Raw genomic sequence first — 21,660 nt, forward strand, 5'->3', positions numbered from 1 at the left:
ATACCCTGCGGCATCACCGAGTACCTTGATCCCCTTGCCTCTCCGAATGATCGCCTTCTTAATCCCTGACAATTTCATCCCCCATAATGATCATCCGAAAATCCCCGTATACCCGTCATTCCCACGGAACCTGTACCCGCAGGATTTTTCACCCCGTCATTCCCACGTAAGTGGGAATCCAGAATCAGGCCATCGGTCTGGATTCCCGCTTGCGCGGGAATGACGTTTGCATGAACTCTGGTGAGCCTGAGCTGTGAGCTTGTCGAACAGTCAAATGGCTCATGACGGTTCACCTGAAAATGCACCTGTGTACCAGTCATTCCCACAGAACCTGTCCCCGCAGGATTTTTCACCCCGTCATTCCCACGCAAGTGGGAATCCAGAACCAGGCCACGGTCTGGATTCCCGCTTACGCAGAAATGACGTTTTCATGAACCCTGGTGAGCCCTGAGCTGTGAGCTTGTCGAACAGTCGAAGGGCTCATGACGGTTCACCTGAAAATGCTCCTATACACCCGTCAGCCCCACGCAACCTGTCCCCGCAGGATTTTTCACCCCGTCATTCCCACGTAAGTGGGAATCCAGAATCAGGCCCCCCGGTCTGGATTCCCGCTTGCGCGGGAATGACGTTTGCATGAATCCTGGTGAGCCCTGAGCTGTGAGCGTGCCGAACAGTCGAAGGGCTCATGACGGCTCGCCAGATATGGCCATTAGAAAGCCTGGCAGCTGCGTCTCCCAGACCAGGTCCTTCCTGGCCTTTTCCAGCGCCGTCTGCCAGACCTGCTTTGGCGTCGCTAATACACTATTTACAACCCGTGCGATCTCCTCTGGTTCCGGGTTATTAAAGACAGCTCCTATTCCGTGCTGACGCACCACAGGGGCTATAGTCGGAAAATCCGGGACGATCAGAGGGACCCCTGCAATCACATAATCGCTCAGCTTTCCTGGCTCGCAATAATAATTATTCCGCACCTTGTCATCGTAGATGATGACGCCCACATCTGCATCAGCTACATAACTCAGGAGTTCGTCCTGAGAGACATAAGGTGCAACCAGTACCTTCTCAACTATTCCAGGCATAGTCAACAGTCTTCCGGCGCTTTCCCGCCACCACGGCGTATCTTTCCCCATAAATACCAGTTTGGCATCAGGATGGAGATACGTAGCTGATTGGATCAGTTTATCCAGCCAGCGGCCCTGGACCAGCATACCTTCGTATAATACGATCCGGTCTGTTTCAGATAACTTTAACGACTTTCGCAATTTGCCGGAACCCGTAACTTCCCTTAAGGGTTTATAATTGTGTACGATGACCGGTCTGACCCGCGCACCCCGTTCATCCTGATAGACCTTTGCCCGCTCCTCATTTTGCGTAATCAGTCCATCAATCCCCCTTTTGAGGATTAGCCTCTCAAGCCTTTTTACTAATATGCGTGCCGGCGCGCACTGTTCCCCATAGAGTTCAAAAGGATAATAAACCAGGCGGGCCCGCAGGATCCGTGAAGCGATCCAGCCAATGACCAGCATCTGAGGCATCGTCACTATAATCAGTGAAGGCGACCTCCGTAGCGTATTGCAGAAAGGACGCCAAAGGGCCATCATTTCATAGGTTACGATCTGAAGGGCCTTTATCAGGAGTGAAATAAGATTCCCTGACTCAGACAGCAGCGGTGGATAGAGCGGGATATGGTCATACTGTTTTGCCTTTTCTGATGCCTTATCAATGACTGTCAGACTATACCCATGATTCATAAGCGACTCTGCTGCAATGCAGATGAATGGATGCCGGAGGTGATCGTCAGAATAGAGCCACACAACTACTTTTTTATTACCCTCTTTCATCTTATTTATTTTGAAGCAGCAGATCCACAATCCGGCCGGCAATATGGTTTCTTCAATCTTAGTGCGGCCTATTTTGCAGCCACTGTCCACAAATTCATAAACAGCTCGAAATACCCGGACCTCATCTTTCCCTGGCTGAATCCGCCTTTGCATAGGAGCGCTGCTATCTTTGAATGGCTGTAGACGTCTTTATGCTCCAGGATCTCTTCAGGGCTGACCAATCCAAGCGCTGCCATCATTCTTAACAACTTGTCAGTCCAGAAGGCAGGGGTCGTAATGATCAACAGCCCGCCATCATTCAATACCCGGCGGCATTCGTTTAAAACACCGGCAACCCGGTCAGGCTCGAGATGCTCTATGACCGCCAGCATGGTAACTACATCGAAGTAGCCTTCACGGAACGGCAGTGTGTCGTCATTTTCAAAGTCAAAGCTGGACAACGATAAAGGGCCGGCCTGAACAACACCTGATCCTATCCCTTTATCTATCCCGAATTTCTCTTTAAAACTGGTGTTATTTAAAAAATACGGAAATGTCCCGCAGCCAACATCCAGCAATCGTCCATTCCTCTTCTCCGGAGGTATCAGAGCATTGGCGATCCTGGCCCTTTTTTTTGCAAGAAGGCCTTCCAATAGCCCGCTGCCCCTTGTTGGTTTCGTATATCCCTCTTTTGTACTCATCATCTTCTAAGCAGGTTGTATTTTACTATACACCAGAATGCCCTGACGCCATCCTTCCACCCTATCTTCTTGCCTTCAGAATAATTCCTGCCGCTGTAAGATATTCCAATCTCGTAGATCCGATACCCCCTTTTGGCAATCTTTGCTGTAATCTCCGGCTCAAAGCCGAAGCGCTCCTCCTCAATAACTATGTCCTTGAGCACATCCGCCTTGAATACCTTATAGCATGTCTCCATATCAGAAAGATTAAGATTCGTGCACATATTTGAGATTAATGTCAGAAATGTGTTTCCCAGAGAATGCCAGAAAAACAATACCCGGCGCTCCTCAGTCGTCAGGAAACGGGAGCCGTAGACTACATCTGCCCTGCCGTCCAGGATAGGTTTTATCAGTCTGGGGTATTCCTGAGGATTATATTCAAGATCAGCATCCTGAATGATCACAACATCACCGCTCGCCTGTTTGAACCCTGTCCTTAGCGCAGCCCCTTTCCCCATATTCTTCTGATGATAGAAGATACGGATATTTGCGTCCCCTTCCATGCTTTTCAGGACGTCTCTTGTACCATCAGAAGAATAATCATCAACTATAACCAGCTCCTTGTCCAAATCAACTTCCCCGACCTTTTTGATGATATCTCTTATAGTATTGACTTCGTTAAAAACAGGGATTACGACTGACAGCTTCATATTTACTCCTTCAATGTTATGAAATCCTTTCGGCTATACAGACTAACGTCTTACCCCAGAACATGGGTATTATTCTTTCAACCAATCGTTGCAGCGGAACACAATAAATATCAAAGAATCTCATGAATGCTGAGACAGATGAATCCTGCACAGCAGGAGTAACACCAATACACCCGGAAATATACCAGGCCACGCCACCCAACGGATCGGTATAATGCAGTGACCTTATGGTCATATTCGTATCCTCAATTATTGCCCGCAGACTGCTTTTTGTGTAGCGACGATAATGTCCAACTGAGCGATCCCACTTACTGAATAACTCCGGTCGTGCGGGAACATATATGCACATCTTTCCGCCGACAGCCAACATGCTACTTAATTGCCGGACAGCAGCGCGATCATCCGCAAAGTGTTCCAATGAATTTATGCAAATTACAACATCGAATGGGCCAACTGCCGGCACGGACATTTCTTCAATTGGAACATCAATTACCGTAACATCAGGATAAGTCCTCCTGATTTCACCGGCAAACAGAGGATCTGGTTCTAATACGTATATAGAAGATGATACGGCCTGGTAATGTGGAATATAAGTACCTATTCCAGCGCCAACTTCAATAATCTTCCCGTGTAAATATGGCAGAAAAAAACTCATAACCCAGCTTGTATAGTGCGGCATGGAAGCCATGTGAGACAATCCTGCAGTCATTTCCTTATCATGTATAGAAATTTGATTAGACATTTACGTATTTTTTTTCAACAAGCCGACCCAGAATAAAGGGACCGGCATCAACGTAATAACAGGGACATAATGATACTCCTGCAAGGTATAACCGTTATTGCAATAATAGTGGATTATATCCTTCGCCGCATGATAATGATCCAACGGTTTACTCTTATTAACAATGATGCGGCCAAGCCGGTACAGAATATTTTCAGTGGGAAGACTCAGGAGCAGGAGGCCACCACGTCTAAGGGCCTTCTTCAGAAACTGATAAGGTTCATTTAAATCAGCAAAGTGTTCAAACACATCTGTAGCTACAACAAGGTCGTATAATATATTTGTATCAAATGAATTCATATCCTGCTCAAAGAATCTGATATTAGTCATTCTGTAGTACGTTGCAATCTCCCGTGCATCCCCGAGATCAAGATCAAGAACAGATACCTCTGTAAATAGATTTCTCAGGGTGGGGAGGAATGCGCCACTCCCTCCACCGCAATCTATCACGTTATAATTCCTGGCAGTGTGTTTGCCCAGAATCTTATGCGCACAACTCAAGCGCTGCCAGAAGATATTACGGGCTAATGGATTTGGGTGTATGTATATATTGCGTACGTTTGCAGTATCCGTAAGTGTACACAGGACATCCATCGGTATCCTGACAAATTCACGCAAACCCCCGTTATCACCTGAATGGGTCTTAATTGCCGGCGTCATCTCGTCTTATCTTCTGATTCAACACCTTTTTAAAGAGCAGGAAATTCTCATGCTGATATTTGCTTATTGTATCAAGTATAAGTCCAATGCTTATCATGATGGCGCTCAAGATTCCACAGCTTGCCGCAAGAATTGACAATGGCACATGGTATACATACCTTGTGGTAATATAATCGCGGATAGGCAGATAACCGGTTATAAGACTTGTCGCGAGGAATATGGCAGCAAGCAAAGAAAAGAATAACAGAGGTTTATAATCTTTTAGTATCATAAATAAGGCCTTCAGTATGAGAATGCCGTCACTGAAGGTATTTATCTTGGAATGGCTCCCCTCCGGTCTCAGACCATAATGAACAGGGATCTCTTTTATGGCAAAATTCTTTGTTATCGCCTGCAATGTTAATTCTGTCTCAATCTCAAATCCTTTTGATTTAAGGGGGACTGATTTTACAAATTCGCGGGAAAAGACCCTGAACCCGGATAATACATCTGTAACCGTTATGGAAAATAGCCTTGAAACAAGCAGCTTGACCATCCAATTTCCAGCCTTATGGAATACTCTGAATGATCCGGGCATATGGTGTTGAAGCCGGGCGCCTACGACCATCCCTGCATCACTCCTTTTCAGCGCTTCAATAAGTTCTTTAACAGCGCCTGACGGATATGTATCATCTCCATCACACATAACATAAATATCTGCATCTATCTCTTCAAACATATGTTTTACAACATTTCCCTTTCCACGATTCGGGGAATGTATGACAATTGCACCTGCATCTTCAGCACATCCGCTGGTCCCGTCAGTTGAATTATTATCAAATACATAGACCTCCGCATCTGGCAGAGCCGCCTTGAAGTCTTTTACAACCTTTGCGATCGTCAATTCTTCATTAAGACATGGAATCATCACTGCTATTTTTTTCATAAGGGTACCAAAGCCACCTGTTAATCGAGACATACAACTGTCTCGGTCCTGACCAGCGGCAGAGTCTTTCTACATGTCACGAGTTCATCCCTTCCAATTTCAGTTGCAGAAATTCCCATATCATTGAACCTGATGCGATTTGCATAAAAATTAGAAAAATAAACTTTGACCGGCTTGTTAAGATCTATTAAATAACTGAGTTGAGTTTTGAACAGTTCATTATCCTTTAAAACCGCAGTGATTCTTACAGTAGAGATTAAGGCTATGTCTAAAATTAAGACAAAGATCACAACCAGTCCTATCCTGGATAAAATCTCCCTCGGCCTGAAGTAAAAACACAGGCCTGCACAAATGACAGGTACCAGCCATAGCTGAGGGGCGTAACGACTATACCATGCAACTGGATTTATAATGATTGATATTATTAATAGGAGAATGACTGATATACTCAAAAAAGCAGCCGATGTCCAATTAAAGATTAATACTATAATTAAAGAGATTACACTTAAGACCATAGCCCCGCCGAACAGGGGGCCAAAACCTGCCACCCTCACATCCACCTCAATGAACCTCATCAGTTCATCCATTTTAAATGTAAAGGGTAATTTCCACGGGCTATCCCATGCAACTGCAGACTCAGAAAAGATGGTCGCAAATATCTTCTCAAGACGATTATAGGATTTCCATGTTTCAGGCATGCCAATCTCGATGAGATCAACAGGTGATGAAGTAGTTCCAGGCCAGTATTGCGCTCCAATAGGATAAAAGGGATTTTGATGCATCAACAGATTATTAATATAAGGATTATACCCTAAGATAGCAATCCCTATAATGAATGCGAAGGCCGCAGTCCCGGAAATTAAAGCGAGCCTTGCCCTGCCAAGTCCTCCAAGGATATAAAAAAGAGGCAATATCCCTGTTATCAGTAAGCCGGCATAAACCATACCGGTAGTCTTCACATTTATCACAAGCGTTAAAGAACATGCCAGTAAAATTAACAATGGAATAATGTCTTTCTTTTCATATATGCAATAGAAGGCCAAACAACATACTATCGTTAGCATAGAAAAGAGATGACCATCCACATAATTAGATGGAACCTGGAGAATATTTACCGGATTCAAAGAAGCCAACAACGAAATGATGAATATCAATCCTGATTTAATGTTTGTAGCTTTAAGCATAATGCCCATTATCAGGCAGAAAGCGGAAAACATAATTGGGAAATTAAACACCTTGGCGTATTCTATGTATTTTGTTACCTTGTAAATTGATGCCTCATAAATCCATGGCGCCTTTGGGTAATACGTTAATCGCGCATCAATATCATTCTTCTCATAACTCCAAATGGGATTCCAGCCATTAGCCAGTCTGTCAATTGCCTCCTGGTGATAGGTTTGACCGTCCGGAGACAGGTCATAGATCTTTCCGGAAAAATAGAGTGATAACAACAGTAGCGCTATAAATGAGGTGATGAGGATTATAAACATGGAAAGATACTTGTCAGGAAAATATTTTTTAGAGGTAAACCATACCCAGTATAACACGCCTATTAGTGATAACAATCCGAAACGTGACAGCGGCATATTCATTAATAAGGTAATGGAACCAATGAAAAACAATCCAAAGATAAATATGATATGTAATGAGCCAGCGATAAACAGAAAGGATGCCGTTCTTTCCCTTAATCTTTTCATAATCCTTTTTAACTTTCTTTGCGGGCTACAGCCCACGCCATATTCTTCTTTTGTCCAACATCCCCTTCGATCCCTATCAGATCACAACCGCCGTCATTCAGGAACCGCTGCAGGTTGCGGCAGGAAAGAGGGACACCTACCCAGCTCGTGTGTTTTGTCAGGGAAGGTATCAATCCACTGAGCACGAAGCTTCTATGTTCAAAATTGTACACCCATGTCCTGTCTCTTGAATTTAATCTGCGAAAGGGAGGATCAAGGGTCCGGAATTGCAGCTTCACTATCCCCCCGGGTTTTAAGATACGGCACATCTCGGCAATTGCTGATCGAACATTGCTCAAAACATGAATATGCTGGATTACTGCATAGGAATAGATGAAATCGGCTGAGGCATCAGGAATATCACAATGTCCATGTTCATCGAGTAAAGAAAGACGTGTAACTTCGGGAACAATCTTGCGACTATAGCCCAGCATAGTTGGTGATATATCAATGCCGGCGCATTCATAACCAGCGGCCTTCACCGCTCTTAGAATCCTTCCCATGCCTGAACCATATTCTACTATAAAAGTATTACCGGGATTCAGTGGGATTCTATCGAGAACAGGGCGCAGGAAGTTGTCAAACATGAATTGTCCCTTTGCAAAGAATACCTCAAGATCTTCCGCTGACCAGTCTTCAGGATTAGAACTCTTGTCCGCAAATTGCTCCGCCGACATTACGGCAAAAAGTGGATTCTGTTTTGCCTTTTCTTCCCATGAAAGCCTGTGCCTGAACGTTTCGTTAGCCATTACTTCAACCTTTCCGCCGGGTAAATGAACGGCCTGTTGTTTAATATTCCGTCACAGATCACATCAAGTCCTGGATCCCGGCCCTGCATTAATTCATCAAGACCGGAAATATTAAGTGAGAATGCATATTTCTCCGGTGAGGTGATAAACGGGAGCGGTATCATCCTCCGGAAAAAGAAGTGGAATGCATATTTCCTTGCCAGAATCAGCTTATCTTCACTCAGGCGCTCTTTCAGCGGCAGCTGTTCCAACAGCTTGAAGTACCCCTCAGGGTCTGTCGCGTCGAGCGAAAACCCCTTGTTCCGTATCCAGGCCTCGCCGGCCACAAGGACGGGGATCCCCATGCCCGATAACTCAATCCCTGTCTTGGTGTTGTAGATGATCACCGAGTCGCAATGCTCCATCACGGCATAGGTGCTCACATGACTCTCCGGGTGGATCACAAAGACATTCGGAGGGAGAGAGGGAAAGACGCTCCGGATCTCCGCCGCTATCGGCTGACGGGACGGGACCATCCCGCGGACTTCCGCGGGGTGGATCCGGATGATCAACTGAAGCTCCGGCCTCCTGGCAAAATAGCGGATCGTCTGCATCACCCATTCGAGCTGATTCGGAAAGGCATTCGAGCGATAGTGCAACTGGGCGTCCCACATCACACTGGTGAGCATGCCGATCCACGGTTTTGTTGTGTCAATCCCGACCTCACGGATGATCTCCGGCAAGTCCTCCCTGGGGGACTCATGAAACCAGATCCAATCCCCGGTCCCCTGCCAGCGGCTCTTCAGATAGTCGAGGGTCATCCTCTCGGTCTCAGGGGTCCAGGAGATGTCTTGCCAAGTGCTGACAGTCTCTGTGATCATCGTGTGGTGATAAGAATCGCCGTGGCTGAAGATAAAGGTCTGCTTCCGGTACGAGGGATTCCAGTTGACAATCCTTAACCCCTTCTTCCTGCAGACCTCTCCGATAATCCCCTGGGGGACATAGATCCCGTGATGAAAACAGGCCACATCGTACGCGTTCTCTTCGATCAACCTCTGCACAGCAAAGACCGTCATCAGCGACGCCTCAAGATAGCGGCGCAGCACCGCCTCCCCGAGAGGCTCGCCGCCAAGATCGCCCCTGCCGTAGTAGCGCAGGGCGCCGGCCATCGCTTGCTCGCCGACCGCCAGGCCTTCAAACTTGTATTCACCGATCTCCTCCAAAGGAACAACGGCCGCCATATCCATAGCACGCTTCACCTGTTCAGGACCGACCAGTTTGCTATAGCGTTGGATTGAAAGACCGAGCGGTTCAAACAGCCTACGACCGGCACTGAAACAGTCCCGGCACAGAGACACCTGACCATGACCCGTCAGATCCTCCGGGGAAATTTTGGCAAACTTCGTCATCTGACAGGACGGCAGAAACTCATCGCACAACAACATATCAACCCGTGCACCGCGGAGGGTCAGTGCCACTGCCAGGGCGCTTTCCAGCACAGCCCCCTGGTCATAGCCCCCAAGACTGGTCGCCATCAGGACGCGTGGACCAGATTGGGCTGATTTTTTTGATTGATCCCACTGTGGATGATTATTTCTGAGCAGGGGAGCCCACGAAAATGTTTTACCTCCACCAAAAATAAATTGGGAGATTGTATTTTTTGCCTGATGAATCATTTTTTTCTATAGCACCCGCTGTTTTGTCCTGGATCCTCCGCTCTTAATAGCCCATTTAAATTCTTTCAGGAGAAAGCCTTTCTTTCTCCTCAGGTGAAGATATGCCATATAAGGGCCCAGATGAGCATTGGCATAATTACCGGCCGGTGGCCGTAAGCTCAGATGGTAGATAATGCCCAGCGCCTGGCTGAGCACCGGAAATCGAGAGTGCCACGGAGCTGCTCCTTCAGGAAAAAGCGAATAACGCTGACGCTCAACTTCCTTTTCGTAGTCCGGCTTAGACTTAGGATAGCGTCTGTACCATAGTTCCCTGTTAATCTGTTTAAACGTCCCGTACACAGACATCTCAAGTAACAGTAGTCTGTCCGGCATAACGCAGTAGGGAAAGACTCCGCATTTCTCAAGAACATTTGTCCTGAAGAGGCCATAGATCATATTTCCAGCCCCCTCCATTTCCGTACATGCTGCACGGACCCGCTTGATCTTGCTCATGCCCACCGTCTCAAACCGTGACGGCCCGATGGGGAGCCGTTCATCTGTCGGCCCGATGGCCGCCGTAAGGGGATAGGCCATAACTATCTCAGGATCTTCATTTAAGACATTTACGTGCGCCTGGAGCCACTCGGGATGCCACAGATCATGGTCAGCAGCCCAGGCGAAATAGTCTGCGCCCATCCTGACGGCCTCAGTAAATGCCTTGCGCTTGTTCATGATCATCCCGAGGCGCTTATCATTCCGGCTATAGGTGATTCGTTGATCAATAGAGGCATAATGCCGCATGATCTTTTCAGTGCCATCCGACGAACAGTCGTCTGAGGCAACTATTTGAAAATCAGCATAGGATTGCTTCCGTAGTGAGTCCAATGCAGCATGGAGGTACTGATCCGCGTTGTATAAAACCATGCCGAAGCAGACTTTTGGTGAAGCTGACGTAGTTGTCTTTGTTTTCATCCCAAGGCGGAATGCTTATTTTGAAAGAGTTCCTATCAAATGTCTATATTCGTAAATTAATCGTTTTCTATTCGTATCACTTTTCCATAGGATTTTTTGAGTAAGAGTTTTGGTCGTCGTCATCGGAACAACCAGGTCCGTATATGGAACATCAAGCACACGTTGTTCTGTCACATTATAATATCCACTTAAAATCGAACTAACTGTCGTAAGTTGGCGATTGTGCTTCGAGCGATCCCTATTGTGGCTGTATATATTTGGACACTTCAGTTCAGCTAAACAGCGAATGTACGAATCAACCTGTTCACCAGTCATCTCCTGAAAAGATGCAATGTTGATCGCAAGGTCAATCTTGGTAGTTTTTATTGCACTGAAAAAGAAATGGGGAAGAAAAATAATATCATAGTTATTATATTCATCAAGCAAACTTTCTACAGGCTTATCACCATAAAAAAGAACTGAAGCGTCAGGAAATAGAGTCTTCAGATATACTCCAGAAAATAGGATCGTTTGAGGCAGATCAACAATAATATAGCATGTATTTGGAAACAGACTCTTGAACTGATAGGCAAATCCCCCCCATCCAGCACCAATCTCAATGATAACCTTTTTATCACCGACATTCTGCCGTAATGGAGCAAGTAATCCAGCCTTATTTAAAGCTAAAAACGATTCGTAAAATTTAAGCGTGTCCAGATTGATCAACATATCATCAATTAGATAACCAAATCCTCCAAGAAGTGGAGACTCCGGAACCAAAAGACCATTTGCGTCTTGCTCTCGCAATGCGTTTAATTTCTTCTTAAAGGACTCTATTTGATGTGCATGATGCTCCCGATAGTCATAAGCCCGCAAACCGGTAAGATGATAACAATGTTCACGCAATTTCTGAATGATCAATGGAGATGCATCAAACATGTAGTCAAATCCGGCCAATTCTTCTTCCCAATAATTGCTTGGCCGATTGCTTTGCTTTTGTTCCTCTTCAAGCAAATAAAAGATATGGTCGCGAACATGAAGATAATTATGCCACCAACTCTCCTGTTTGTACCGCTCAATCTGCTCTTTAAATTGCAATCTATTCATTTTGGAACCTATCGGGTACCCAATGTTTATTAACAAATTTATCAACATCGCTTGTAAGCAACATAGTCTCAAAGCGAATCTTTTCAATAGGCCAATTCCACCATTGGATTTGTAATAGTTTTTTGATCATATCTTCGTCAAAACGGTATCTGATAATCTGTGCTGGATTACCGAGAACTATGGCGTATGGAGGTATATCTCCCCGAACAACAGAAAACGCCCCTATCACAGCACCATCTCCAATTCTTGCTCCCACTATGCTTGCACCGTATGCAATCCATACATCGTTTCCAATTACAATATCGCCCTGTCTTTTTGGAATATCAGCACCAACCTCATTAAGAAGGAAATGTCTCATCGGATATGTTGTACCCGTAAGCTTATGATTTCCATTTACAAGAAATGTAACATTTTGAGCGATCGAGCAAAACTTGCCGATTCTTATCTGATCATCTGTATCATAGCCTCTAAACTCACAGGTCGGCTGGTAATAAGACCATGGACCGACAACAACGTCGCACTTAATTCCCCTAAATTTCCGCTCAAATCCGATCTCGGCAAGTTTATTCTGAAAAATATCTTGCTTATCTGCCTTATGGTGCATAGACTCACCCAGAAGGCGGAGTTTAAGAATGGCGGCAGCACGATCTATCAGCCACATCTCAGATTACCTCATTTACCACAACATGGATATTCTCAATCTCGAAATCAAAATGATTTAAATTAACCATATTATATCTATCCCTCTTTTTCTGTCACCCAGCTCAATAATGGACGAATTACCCCAGGGACGTCTCCCCCCCAATCTCCACGGGCAGAATCACCAGTCATATTATCTACAATCTGGAAGGAAATTACATCTTTCTCATATACCCGCTTTGTCGTGGGACTAATTGTGCTAATACTCGCCAAGACAGAGATATTCCCTTCTGCCAAGAGGTCCCCGGGTATTTGTAACTTAGTTATATATTGTCCGGTAGGGCGTCGTTGTTTCCGCCAATTGGTATCAACGTCTATAGCAGTAAACAAAACAATACCTTCCTGGTTGGTCAGACGAATAATCGGGGTTAGCACGGCACCGGATTTAAGAACATCGTAGCGCATTTCAAGCACAAACGGGTATCGGATGTCAATTGAATCACTGATCTTCCCCTCTTCAGTCTGAACGCTTACAGCCCTCAGCCGCACGACATCATCTCCAGGGGCTTTGTTCAGATCAGGCCATTCCCGCATTGCAGTGGTTCCCAGGTCAGAATGAAAATACGAAGTTACCACCTGGTGTGCAGGTCCATCCTGCAGCACGCGGCCTTCACCGAACATTAATGCACGCTGACACAAGCGCGTGACTGCCGGCATGCTGTGGGAGACAAAGAGCACTGTCCGGCCCTCTTTACTTACATATCCCATCCTGTCCATGCATTTCCGTTGAAAGCGAATATCCCCCACCGCCAGCACTTCATCCACAATCAGGATTTCCGGCTCCAGGTGGGCAGCCACTGCAAAAGCAAGCCGGACGTACATTCCGCTTGAATATCTCTTTACCGGTGTATCCAGGAATTTCTCGATCTCTGAGAAGGCGACAATCTCATCGAATCTCGCCTTGATCTCCTGTCTGCTCATGCCGAGGAGTGCGCCGTTCAGAAATATATTTTCCCTGCCTGTGAGCTCCGGGTGGAATCCTGTGCCGACCTCGAGGAGGCTTGCCACCCGGCCCCTCATGACGATACGCCCCGAGGTCGGTTCTGTGATCCGTGAGAGGATCTTTAACAGGGTGCTCTTGCCTGCCCCATTCCTCCCGATAATGCCTATGACCTCACCCTCCTGAACGTTGAACGAGACGTCCCTGAGCGCCCAGATGGTGTTATCCTCCTCCCCTGTTCCCAGGGCCCGGACACCGCGCCTGAAAGGAGCTGCTATCGCCTGCATGATCTCATCACGCAAGCTCCCGTAGGCCTCCTTCCTGCCGATGGTATATTGTTTGGATATGTTTCGTATCTCGATTATGGGACGGCTCATATCACATCCGCGAAATAGCGCTCAACCCGCCGGAAATAGAAGACGCCACCCAGGAATATCACGATCCCCGTTGCAGCAGATATCCCGAGTGATATCCACGGCACCGGCAGATGGCCGAGTACAGCGGGACGGAATGCCTCGATAACCCCGCTCATCGGATTTAGTGCAAGGATCCAGGCGTAACGTTCATCAAAGAGGCTCGTCGGGTAGATGACGGGGGTCACGAACATCCATATCTGTATCCCAAATGGTATGACATACTGAATATCCCTGTACCTCACATTGAGCGCCGAGAACCACATCCCGAATCCAACGGCGTTCATCATAGTGAGCACAACGAGTAAAGGCACGAGGAGTATAGTGACGCTCACCGCTATGCCGTAGTATATCATCATCAATCCCAGGACAACGGCGGCAATGGCTAAATCCAGGATGGCGGCGATTGATGTGCTCGCGGGCATCAGTATCCTGGGAAAATAGATCTTGCTGACCATGTCCGCACCGCTCACCACACTGTTTGTAGATTGAGAAAGCACGGAGGCGAAGTATTGCCAGGGTAGAAGCCCTATGTAAACAAAAATGGGATACGGGACACCATCAGAAGGGATTTTTGCAAGGCGGCCGAAGAGCAATGAGAATACCACCATGGTCATAACAGGCTGCAGGATCGCCCACATCACGCCGAGGGCCGTCTGCTTGTATTTGACCTTGACGTCCCGCCAGGCAAGAAAATAAAGGAGTTCACGGAACTTCCATATCTCCCGGAAGTTGACCGGCACCCAGCCTTTTTGGGGCTCTATGACGATCATCTCTTTCATCTTCGTTTCAGTTCATCCTCCATCATCATCTTCACCACGTCATGCATCCTGTATTTAGCCTGCCAGTGGAGCACCCTTTGGGCCTTTGCGGGATTGCCCCTGCCAGTGGCTATTTCTGTGGGCCTAATGAGTGACGGATCGGTTACCACATGGTCTTTCCAGTTCAGCCGGACACACCCGAAGGCCGTCTCCACAAACTCCTCCAGGCTGTGACTCTCCCCGGTCGCGATCACAAAATCTTCAGGCCGTTCCTGATGCAGCATCAGCCACATGGCCTCCACATACTCCGGAGCCCAGCCCCAGTCTCTGCAAATGGTAATATTGCCCAGACAGAGTTTCTCCCTGCTTCCAGAAGCGATCCGTGCGGCTGCTGAGACGATCTTCCGGGTCACAAAACGCTCAGGCCTCAGGGGGGATTCATGGTTAAACAGGATGCCTGAAGAGGCAAAGAGGCCATAGGCCTCGCGGTAGTTGGCCACCTCCCAGAAGGCAGCGGCCTTTGCCACGGCATAGGGGCTCCTCGGGCGAAATGGGGTCGCTTCATCCGCCGCCTCTTCGCCGATATCGCCGAAGCACTCGCTGGAACAGGCATTGTAGAGCCTGACCGGAAGCCCTATGAACCGGATCGCCTCCAGGAGGTTCAGTGTCCCGATACTGTTGCTCTCCAGCGTTTCCACAGGCTGCTGAAAGGAGAGGCCAACGGAACTCTGTCCCGCCAGGTTGTATATCTCATCAGGCTTTATCCTGGCAATCGTCTGCAGCACGCTTCTAAAATCGGTCAGGACCATAGACTCAAGCATCACCCGGTCCCGGATGCCAAGCCGGGCCAGATTGCTGAAACTTGCCATCTGTGCGTCACGCGACGTCCCGCATACCTCGTAACCCTTGTTCAATAAAAGTTGGGCAAGATATGTCCCGTCCTGCCCGGATATACCGCAGATAAGCGCTTTCATGAGTATCCCCCGTTGATAATGACCTCGGCCATCCTGAAATCGAGCGGGGTATTGATGTCAACTGACTCCATCTCGTCCATTATGAAAGGGACGATGAGGTCGCCGGTCGGGGATTTCTTGTTCCGGATCGTAGCCGGTTTGGTAATATAGATGCTCGCGTTCTGGATGTAGACCGTCGGCAATAGTTGATATGAGAAGGTATGGATATTCGGGTCTTTTCCTTTGACGAAAGGCGTCAGATAACCCTCTTCCGTTACCCACATCTTGTACGGGTGTTCCGCGCACAGCCGGACCGAGCGGAGGGAGTCCGCCTCAGGATGCCGCAGCATCTCTTCGATAGCCCTGTCAATTGTCTCTGTTCTTCTGAACGGGGACGTGGGATAGAGGAGGACTATCAGGTCAGGCTCATAATTTTCGTTCTCAAGAAACCAGTCGAGGGCATGTTCGAAAAATTGCATCTCGGTCGAGTCGCTCTGTGAAATCTCAACCGGCCTCAGGAACGGGACATCTGCACCGTATTGCCTTGCAACGGATGCTATCTCTTCCGAGTCTGTAGTCACGACGATGCGGTTAATATGTCCGGACTTGGCAGCAGCCCCGATCGTATGGGCTATCAGAGGCTTGCCCCCGAGGGTACGGAGGTTTTTGTTGGCTACCCTCTTTGAGCCAGCTCGGGCTGGGATGAAGGCTAAGATGTCCACCTGAAAATAACTCCTATCTGTGTGTCATTCCCACGGAATGTGTCCCCGCAGGATTTAAGCGGGGAGTGGGAATCCAGAACCAGACCCAGGTCTGGATTCCCGCTTTCGCGGGAATGACGTTTTCATTAAATCCTGCAGGGACAGGTTCCGCGGAAATAACGTTTTTCATTACACCTTGTGAGCCCTGAGCTGTGGGCCTGCCGAACAGCCGAAGGGCTCATCGCGCTTCACTTATAAATCCTCTCAGCCAGAGACGCCCCGTCCACCCGGTGATATTTCAGAACCTCCTGTGGCGTCCCCCAGACAGGGTAGTCGTCTATGGCGATTTTATCGTATCGCCTGCCTCTCAGTTTTTCTGATTCGTTCAATTTATTAAGCAGGGAATCGCCCAATCCGCCGCGGGAGAAGTGATTGTCCAGAACATAAATAACGCGGCATCCGCCGACAACCCATGCAAACCATTCTTTGTCCACACGGTTCAGCCAGGGCATATTGACAACCTTCAGCGAAAAACCCTTCTCACTCAATAACTCTGATGCAAGGAGCGCTTCATTTAACATCACCGGGCCGTAAGCAAAGAGCACGGCATCCCCTCCATCCATCAGGACAGTTCCCTTCCCCATCTCAAACCTGTAATCTTCGGGAAGGTCTATCTTTCGCGGAGAGGGCGAGATGGCAAGTCTCATCATGCAGTTCTCCTTTGTCCTGTTGACGCTCCACTCAAGGACTGCCTTGGTCTCCTGACTATTGCCTGGTTCCATTATGACAAAGTTCGGCAGGGCAGCAAAAAGGGATATGTCCCTCAGGCTCTGGTGCGACTTGCCGGGGCCTGCAGGGATCAGGCCCGCGTAATGGCATACATAGATTATCTTTGTCCCCTCTGTAGCATTATTGTATATCTGCTCATTGGCCCGTGAGGATAGAAAGACGCCGAATGAATTGACGACCGGTAGAAGGCCCTGCAACGCAAGCCCTCCGGCCATGGAGACCATGTCCTGCTCTGCTATCCCGTTCTCGATGAAGCGGTCCGGAAAGGCCGTCTCAAAGGGGCGCAGTCCGCAGTCAGCAGACAGGTCGGCATCAAGTACAACAATATCCTCTCTCCCCTTCCCTGCCTCTACCAGCGCCTCACCGAAGGCAGTAACTACCTTCTCTGCAGTATCCTTTAGCCTGGTCCTGTTCTTCTCCCTTGTCTCAACCACTTCAAGGGACAGAGGTTCCATGCTGCATTTTTTGAGATCCGTGTTGATCCTGTCGAGTACCTCCTGCAAGCCCCTTTCATAGGCATCATCATCCGGGGCGCCTGAATGCCAACGATAGAGTCCATTCCCCTCTTTCAATGAGGCCGGCCCCTCCATAAAGGAAATCCCCTTACCCTTGACAGTGTCTGCAATCAGGAGTTTTGGCTTATCTGAAATACTGCTCAACTTGCCAAACACCTTGTCCATGGCAGCAAAATCGTGCCCATCGCACCGCTCCACATGCCATCCAAAGATCTGAAACTTCTTCCCGATGTCGCCGAGGTTTATGATCTCTCCCACAGGCTTGTCTGTCTGAATCTTATTATGGTCAACGATCACCGTGATATTGCATATCTTCTGATGGGCTGTCGTCTGCAGGGACTCCCAGATCTGCCCCTCCTGGAGTTCTCCGTCTCCGGTCATCACAAAGACTCTTCCCCCGGACCCCTGCATCTTCCTGGCCCAGGCCATCCCCTTCCCCTTCGATATCCCCATCCCGAGGGAGCCGGTGTTAGCCTCCATCCCAGGAATGCTCACATCAGGGTGGCCGTCTAATCCGCCAAGGCGCCTTAATTTTAGAAGGTGATCCCATGAGAGGATGCCGGCGGCAAAGAGTGCTGCATACTGACCTGGACAGTCGTGCCCCTTCGATGAATAATAGATGTCCCTGTCAGGGCTGCTGAGGCCTGCCTTCACTGTGTTCAGCTCGTCGAAGTAGAGCATCACGTTGATGTCCAGGGCGCTCAGGCTGGAGCCCAAGTGGCCCGAGCCTGCCTTTTTCACGGCTGACAGCGCATTGATACGGCACATGTCGCTGACAATCCGCAGTTTCCAAAACTTATCTGACCTTGAGTTCCATACCCGCTGAAATTCACTGTATGGAATAAATGAAATGTTCAGCATTACACCTCCTCCTCAATCCTTCTTTTCAAATTGGACATTCTGGATCTTTGCACTGTAGTCCACATACAATGTCTTTACCTCAGAGAAGGCCTCGATGGCCGCCCATCCGGACTCACGGTAACCCAATCCGGAATCCTTGAGCCCTCCGAAGGGCATGTGCGGCTCCCCGCCGAAGGTAGGGGCATTGATATAGCAGACCCCTGTGTCTGCGTCGTCAAAGAAAGAAAACGCGCGGTTTACATCTCTCGTAAAGAGTGAGGCCGAGAGTCCATAGGGGGACGCATTGTGGATCCTTATGGCATCCTCATAGGAGCCGGACTTAAAGAGAGTCAGCACAGGGCCGAAGACCTCTTCGCGAGCGATCTCCATCTCAGGGGTGACATTGTTTAAGACAGTCGGTGCGATGTAATACCCCTTGTCATACACTCCCCCTTTTAGCTGTTCTCCCCCGGTCATGACCTTTGCCCCCTCTTTTTTGGCACGCCCGAGATAACCCATAACCCGGTCAAACTGTTTCCTGCTGATAAGCGGGGTAACATCAGAGCCCGCATCACTCCCCGGGCCGACCTTTTGTTTTCCGGTCCGTTCAAGGAGCCTCTCAAGAAAGGCGTCATACACGCGTTCGTGGACGATCACCCGGCTGGTGGCTGTGCAGCGCTGACCGGAAATGGAGAATGCCCCGCAAACCACACCATCCACTGCGAGGTCTATATCTGCATCCTCCATGACAATCACTGCGTTTTTTCCGCCAAGCTCAAGCGATATCTTCGCCAGCCTTGCAGAGCAGTTTTTCCCTATGATCTTTCCGGTCGAACTTGAACCAGTAAAAGATATCATGGAGACATCAGGGTGGAGAGTCATGGCCTCTCCTGCTTCCTGACCAAATCCATGGATAAGGTTCAGGACGCCCCTCGGCAATCCGGCCTCTTCCAGGATCTTTACAAAATGCACAGCCGTTTCCGGTGTATTCTCCTCAGATTTTAAAACAACGGTATTACCGCAGAGGAGTGCAGGAAATGTCTTCCAGGCGGTGATTGCCATCGGAAAGTTCCATGAGGTGATGATCCCAACCACGCCAACAGGATATCTCTTTGTCATTGCAAAGCGCTTCCTTAGACCTGAATGGGACGTCCTTCCGAAGAGCCTGCGCCCCTCGCCAGCAGCGTAAAAGGCCATGTCAATCCCGGACTGCACATCACCCATTGCGCCATTCACGGTCTTTCCATTCTCCCCTGAGATTACCTCCGCAAGCTCCCTCTTCCTGGAGGTCATGATCCGGCCCGCCTCATAGAGGATCTTCCCCCTCTCAGGTGGCGACACACCCTTCCACGCTTCAAAGGCAGACCGGGCGGCAGAGACCGCCCTGCCGACATCCTCCGCAGTTGAGCGCGGGAAGAGGCCGAGAACCTCATCAATATTGGATGGATTCCGGTTCTCGAAGGTCTGTCCTGAGACCGAGTCTACCCACTCTCCGTTGATATAATTCTTAAAGGTAACTGTCATGTCCTGACCTCCACTATGATGTTCACAGAAATTCCTTTCGCATCGTCATTCCCACGGAAGTGGGAATCCAGAACTATGCCCGCATTCTGGATTCCCGCTTGCGCGGGAATGACGGGTCCGCTCACCAGCAACTGAATCCACCGTCAATGATCAGGTTGCTACCTGTCATATAGGACGAGGCGTCTGATGCAAGAAACAATATTGCACCGTTGTATTCATCCTGCCCCGCCATGCGGCCGAGGGGAACCTTGTTGCTGTAATTACTGAGAAAGGTCTCATCCTGATTGTTAAAGACACCACCGAGTGTCAGCGTATTCACCCGGACGCCGCTCTTCGACCAGTAGGTCGCAAGATACTTCGTAAGGTTGATGACTCCACCCTTGCTGACCGCATAGGTGACTGGTTTAAAAAACGGTTTTTCCCTGTACTCATATATCCTCTGGTCCGGCGACAGTATCCCGTAGATTGACGAGATGTTGATAATTGACCCGCCGCCCGATTTTGCCATATGGCCTCCGATCACCTGACAGCACAGGAAGGTCCCTTTCAGGTTTACATCCATCATTATACTCCACGATGCCTCGGGATAGTCCTCGAATGGGCCGGTCTCCTGCTCATCCGCGTTCGGCGGTGCGTCTATGGCGGCATTGTTGATCAGAATCCCGGGGTCCCCGAACGTGGATATGACCTTCTCCAATCCCTGTTCAATTGATTTCCTGTCAATGATGTTGACTTGTACCAGGAGCAGTTTGTCTGAAACAATCTCACTGAGCCTCCCCTTTGGATTGCCGGGATTGAGATCAAAAGCGGCCACAGAGGCGCCTGCGCCAAGAAGGGCGCGCACATATTCCCCACCGAGCTGCCCGGCCGCGCCGGTAACGATGGCTACTTTGCCGGAGAGGTTAAATAGCTTGTCAATTATTTGTTTCACCTGAAAATGCTCCTATTCACCCTTCATTCCTACCGAACCAGTCCCCGCATGATTTAAGCACCCGTCATTCCCACGGAAGTGGGAATCCAGAACCAGGCCCACGGTCTGGATTCCCGCTTACGCGGGAATGACGTTTTCATTAACCCTGGTGAGCCCTGAGCTGTGAGCTTGTCGAACAGTCGAAGGGCTCATGACGGTTCACCTTAAAATCCCCGTTATTTACCGCAAAGGCACAAAGGACACAAAGAATTATATTTCAGATACATCATCCAAAAATGCTCCTATATACCCGTCATTCCTGCCTTCGCGGGGATGACGTTTTCATGATACCTATTTTCCACCAGTTTTTACGTCAATAATAAAATCACAGAACTCTCTGATTGCACCGTGCCCCCCCATGGCGCTGGTGATATAGAGTGAGACGGCCTTGACAGAGGGATAGGCATCGGCAACACAGACCGGGAGGCCGACGATATTCAGACATTCTATGTCGTTGATGTCATTTCCCATGTAGGCGATGTTTTCGAGTGGGACTACCAGTCTTCGAGCCTCCTCTTTAAGCCTTTCCCCTTTATGGTCGCACCCCTGTATGCAGGGGATATCCAGCTTCCTGCACCTGGCGCTGACAACAGGATTCTTTTCCTTTGAGAGGACCAGGAGTTTTATTCCCGCGCGTCTGGCTGCTTCAAGGCCAAAACCGTCCGACCTGTTGCAAAAGACCCCCTCTGTCCCATCCTGCATCACCAGGACGCGGTTATCAGTAAAAACACCGTCGAAATCAAAGACGATCATCTCCACCCTGCGGGCCAGATTGTACAGTCGCTCTCTGTCTTGCATATCG

At 48.7% G+C, this 21,660-nt stretch carries 20 protein-coding genes; all 20 read right to left on the reverse strand.

The genetic code is table 11. The features are described 5' to 3' along the window. Window positions 1-683: 683 nt before the first annotated feature. Complete coding sequence (locus tag IT393_09075; protein MCC7202792.1) at window positions 684-1,841, reverse strand: glycosyltransferase; 1,158 nt, start codon at window positions 1,839-1,841, stop codon at window positions 684-686. A 68-nt stretch (window positions 1,842-1,909) separates the two neighbouring features. Continuing rightward, window positions 1,910-2,521, reverse strand: a complete 612-nt coding sequence (locus tag IT393_09080; protein ID MCC7202793.1) for a class I SAM-dependent methyltransferase — start codon at window positions 2,519-2,521, stop codon at window positions 1,910-1,912. Beyond that, window positions 2,521-3,210, reverse strand: a complete 690-nt coding sequence (locus tag IT393_09085) for a glycosyltransferase family 2 protein (GenBank protein MCC7202794.1) — start codon at window positions 3,208-3,210, stop codon at window positions 2,521-2,523. Before IT393_09085 ends, IT393_09080 begins: the two co-directional genes overlap by 1 nt. 16 nt (window positions 3,211-3,226) lie before the next feature. Next, window positions 3,227-3,952, reverse strand: a complete 726-nt coding sequence (locus IT393_09090) for a class I SAM-dependent methyltransferase (GenBank protein MCC7202795.1) — start codon at window positions 3,950-3,952, stop codon at window positions 3,227-3,229. Beyond that, window positions 3,953-4,651 (reverse strand): class I SAM-dependent methyltransferase, encoded by a 699-nt coding sequence (locus IT393_09095; GenBank protein MCC7202796.1) that lies wholly within the window; start codon window positions 4,649-4,651, stop codon window positions 3,953-3,955. Then, entirely contained in the window at window positions 4,635-5,609 is a 975-nt protein-coding gene (locus tag IT393_09100; GenBank protein ID MCC7202797.1) for a glycosyltransferase, read from the reverse strand. Before IT393_09100 ends, IT393_09095 begins: the two co-directional genes overlap by 17 nt. Further along, window positions 5,597-7,273 carry a hypothetical protein gene (locus IT393_09105; GenBank protein ID MCC7202798.1) on the reverse strand — a complete coding sequence of 559 codons (1,677 nt, stop codon included), beginning with the start codon at window positions 7,271-7,273 and terminating at the stop codon, window positions 5,597-5,599. The genes IT393_09100 and IT393_09105 overlap by 13 nt, the downstream gene beginning before the upstream one ends. A gap of 8 nt (window positions 7,274-7,281) precedes the next feature. Next, entirely contained in the window at window positions 7,282-8,061 is a 780-nt protein-coding gene (locus IT393_09110; GenBank protein MCC7202799.1) for a class I SAM-dependent methyltransferase, read from the reverse strand. Then, window positions 8,061-9,575, reverse strand: a complete 1,515-nt coding sequence (locus IT393_09115) for a capsule biosynthesis protein (protein MCC7202800.1) — start codon at window positions 9,573-9,575, stop codon at window positions 8,061-8,063. Before IT393_09115 ends, IT393_09110 begins: the two co-directional genes overlap by 1 nt. A gap of 147 nt (window positions 9,576-9,722) precedes the next feature. Then, window positions 9,723-10,667: a glycosyltransferase gene (locus IT393_09120; GenBank protein MCC7202801.1), complete on the reverse strand. Its 945-nt coding sequence runs from the start codon at window positions 10,665-10,667 to the stop codon at window positions 9,723-9,725. A gap of 15 nt (window positions 10,668-10,682) precedes the next feature. After that, a complete protein-coding gene (locus IT393_09125; GenBank protein MCC7202802.1) occupies window positions 10,683-11,753 on the reverse strand; it encodes a putative sugar O-methyltransferase in 1,071 nt (356 codons plus the stop codon). Then, window positions 11,746-12,414 (reverse strand): CatB-related O-acetyltransferase, encoded by a 669-nt coding sequence (locus tag IT393_09130; GenBank protein ID MCC7202803.1) that lies wholly within the window; start codon window positions 12,412-12,414, stop codon window positions 11,746-11,748. The genes IT393_09125 and IT393_09130 overlap by 8 nt, the downstream gene beginning before the upstream one ends. A gap of 77 nt (window positions 12,415-12,491) precedes the next feature. Continuing rightward, complete coding sequence (locus IT393_09135; GenBank protein ID MCC7202804.1) at window positions 12,492-13,757, reverse strand: ATP-binding cassette domain-containing protein; 1,266 nt, start codon at window positions 13,755-13,757, stop codon at window positions 12,492-12,494. A gap of 8 nt (window positions 13,758-13,765) precedes the next feature. Beyond that, entirely contained in the window at window positions 13,766-14,587 is an 822-nt protein-coding gene (locus IT393_09140; protein ID MCC7202805.1) for an ABC transporter permease, read from the reverse strand. After that, on the reverse strand, window positions 14,584-15,546 hold the full coding sequence (locus IT393_09145) for a GDP-mannose 4,6-dehydratase (protein ID MCC7202806.1): 963 nt from the start codon (window positions 15,544-15,546) through the stop codon (window positions 14,584-14,586). The genes IT393_09140 and IT393_09145 overlap by 4 nt, the downstream gene beginning before the upstream one ends. Next, on the reverse strand, window positions 15,537-16,241 hold the full coding sequence (locus IT393_09150; protein MCC7202807.1) for an acylneuraminate cytidylyltransferase family protein: 705 nt from the start codon (window positions 16,239-16,241) through the stop codon (window positions 15,537-15,539). The genes IT393_09145 and IT393_09150 overlap by 10 nt, the downstream gene beginning before the upstream one ends. 227 nt (window positions 16,242-16,468) lie before the next feature. Continuing rightward, window positions 16,469-18,385 carry a 1-deoxy-D-xylulose-5-phosphate synthase gene (locus IT393_09155; GenBank protein MCC7202808.1) on the reverse strand — a complete coding sequence of 639 codons (1,917 nt, stop codon included), beginning with the start codon at window positions 18,383-18,385 and terminating at the stop codon, window positions 16,469-16,471. A gap of 12 nt (window positions 18,386-18,397) precedes the next feature. Then, on the reverse strand, window positions 18,398-19,888 hold the full coding sequence (locus IT393_09160; protein MCC7202809.1) for an aldehyde dehydrogenase family protein: 1,491 nt from the start codon (window positions 19,886-19,888) through the stop codon (window positions 18,398-18,400). A 121-nt stretch (window positions 19,889-20,009) separates the two neighbouring features. Beyond that, entirely contained in the window at window positions 20,010-20,807 is a 798-nt protein-coding gene (locus tag IT393_09165) for an SDR family oxidoreductase (GenBank protein ID MCC7202810.1), read from the reverse strand. Window positions 20,808-21,149: 342 nt separating this feature from the next. Beyond that, entirely contained in the window at window positions 21,150-21,656 is a 507-nt protein-coding gene (locus IT393_09170; GenBank protein ID MCC7202811.1) for an HAD hydrolase family protein, read from the reverse strand. Between the last annotated feature and the right edge of the window lie 4 nt (window positions 21,657-21,660).

Source organism: Nitrospirota bacterium, assembly GCA_020851375.1.
In the GTDB taxonomy this organism is placed as follows: domain Bacteria; phylum Nitrospirota; class 9FT-COMBO-42-15; order HDB-SIOI813; family HDB-SIOI813; genus RBG-16-43-11.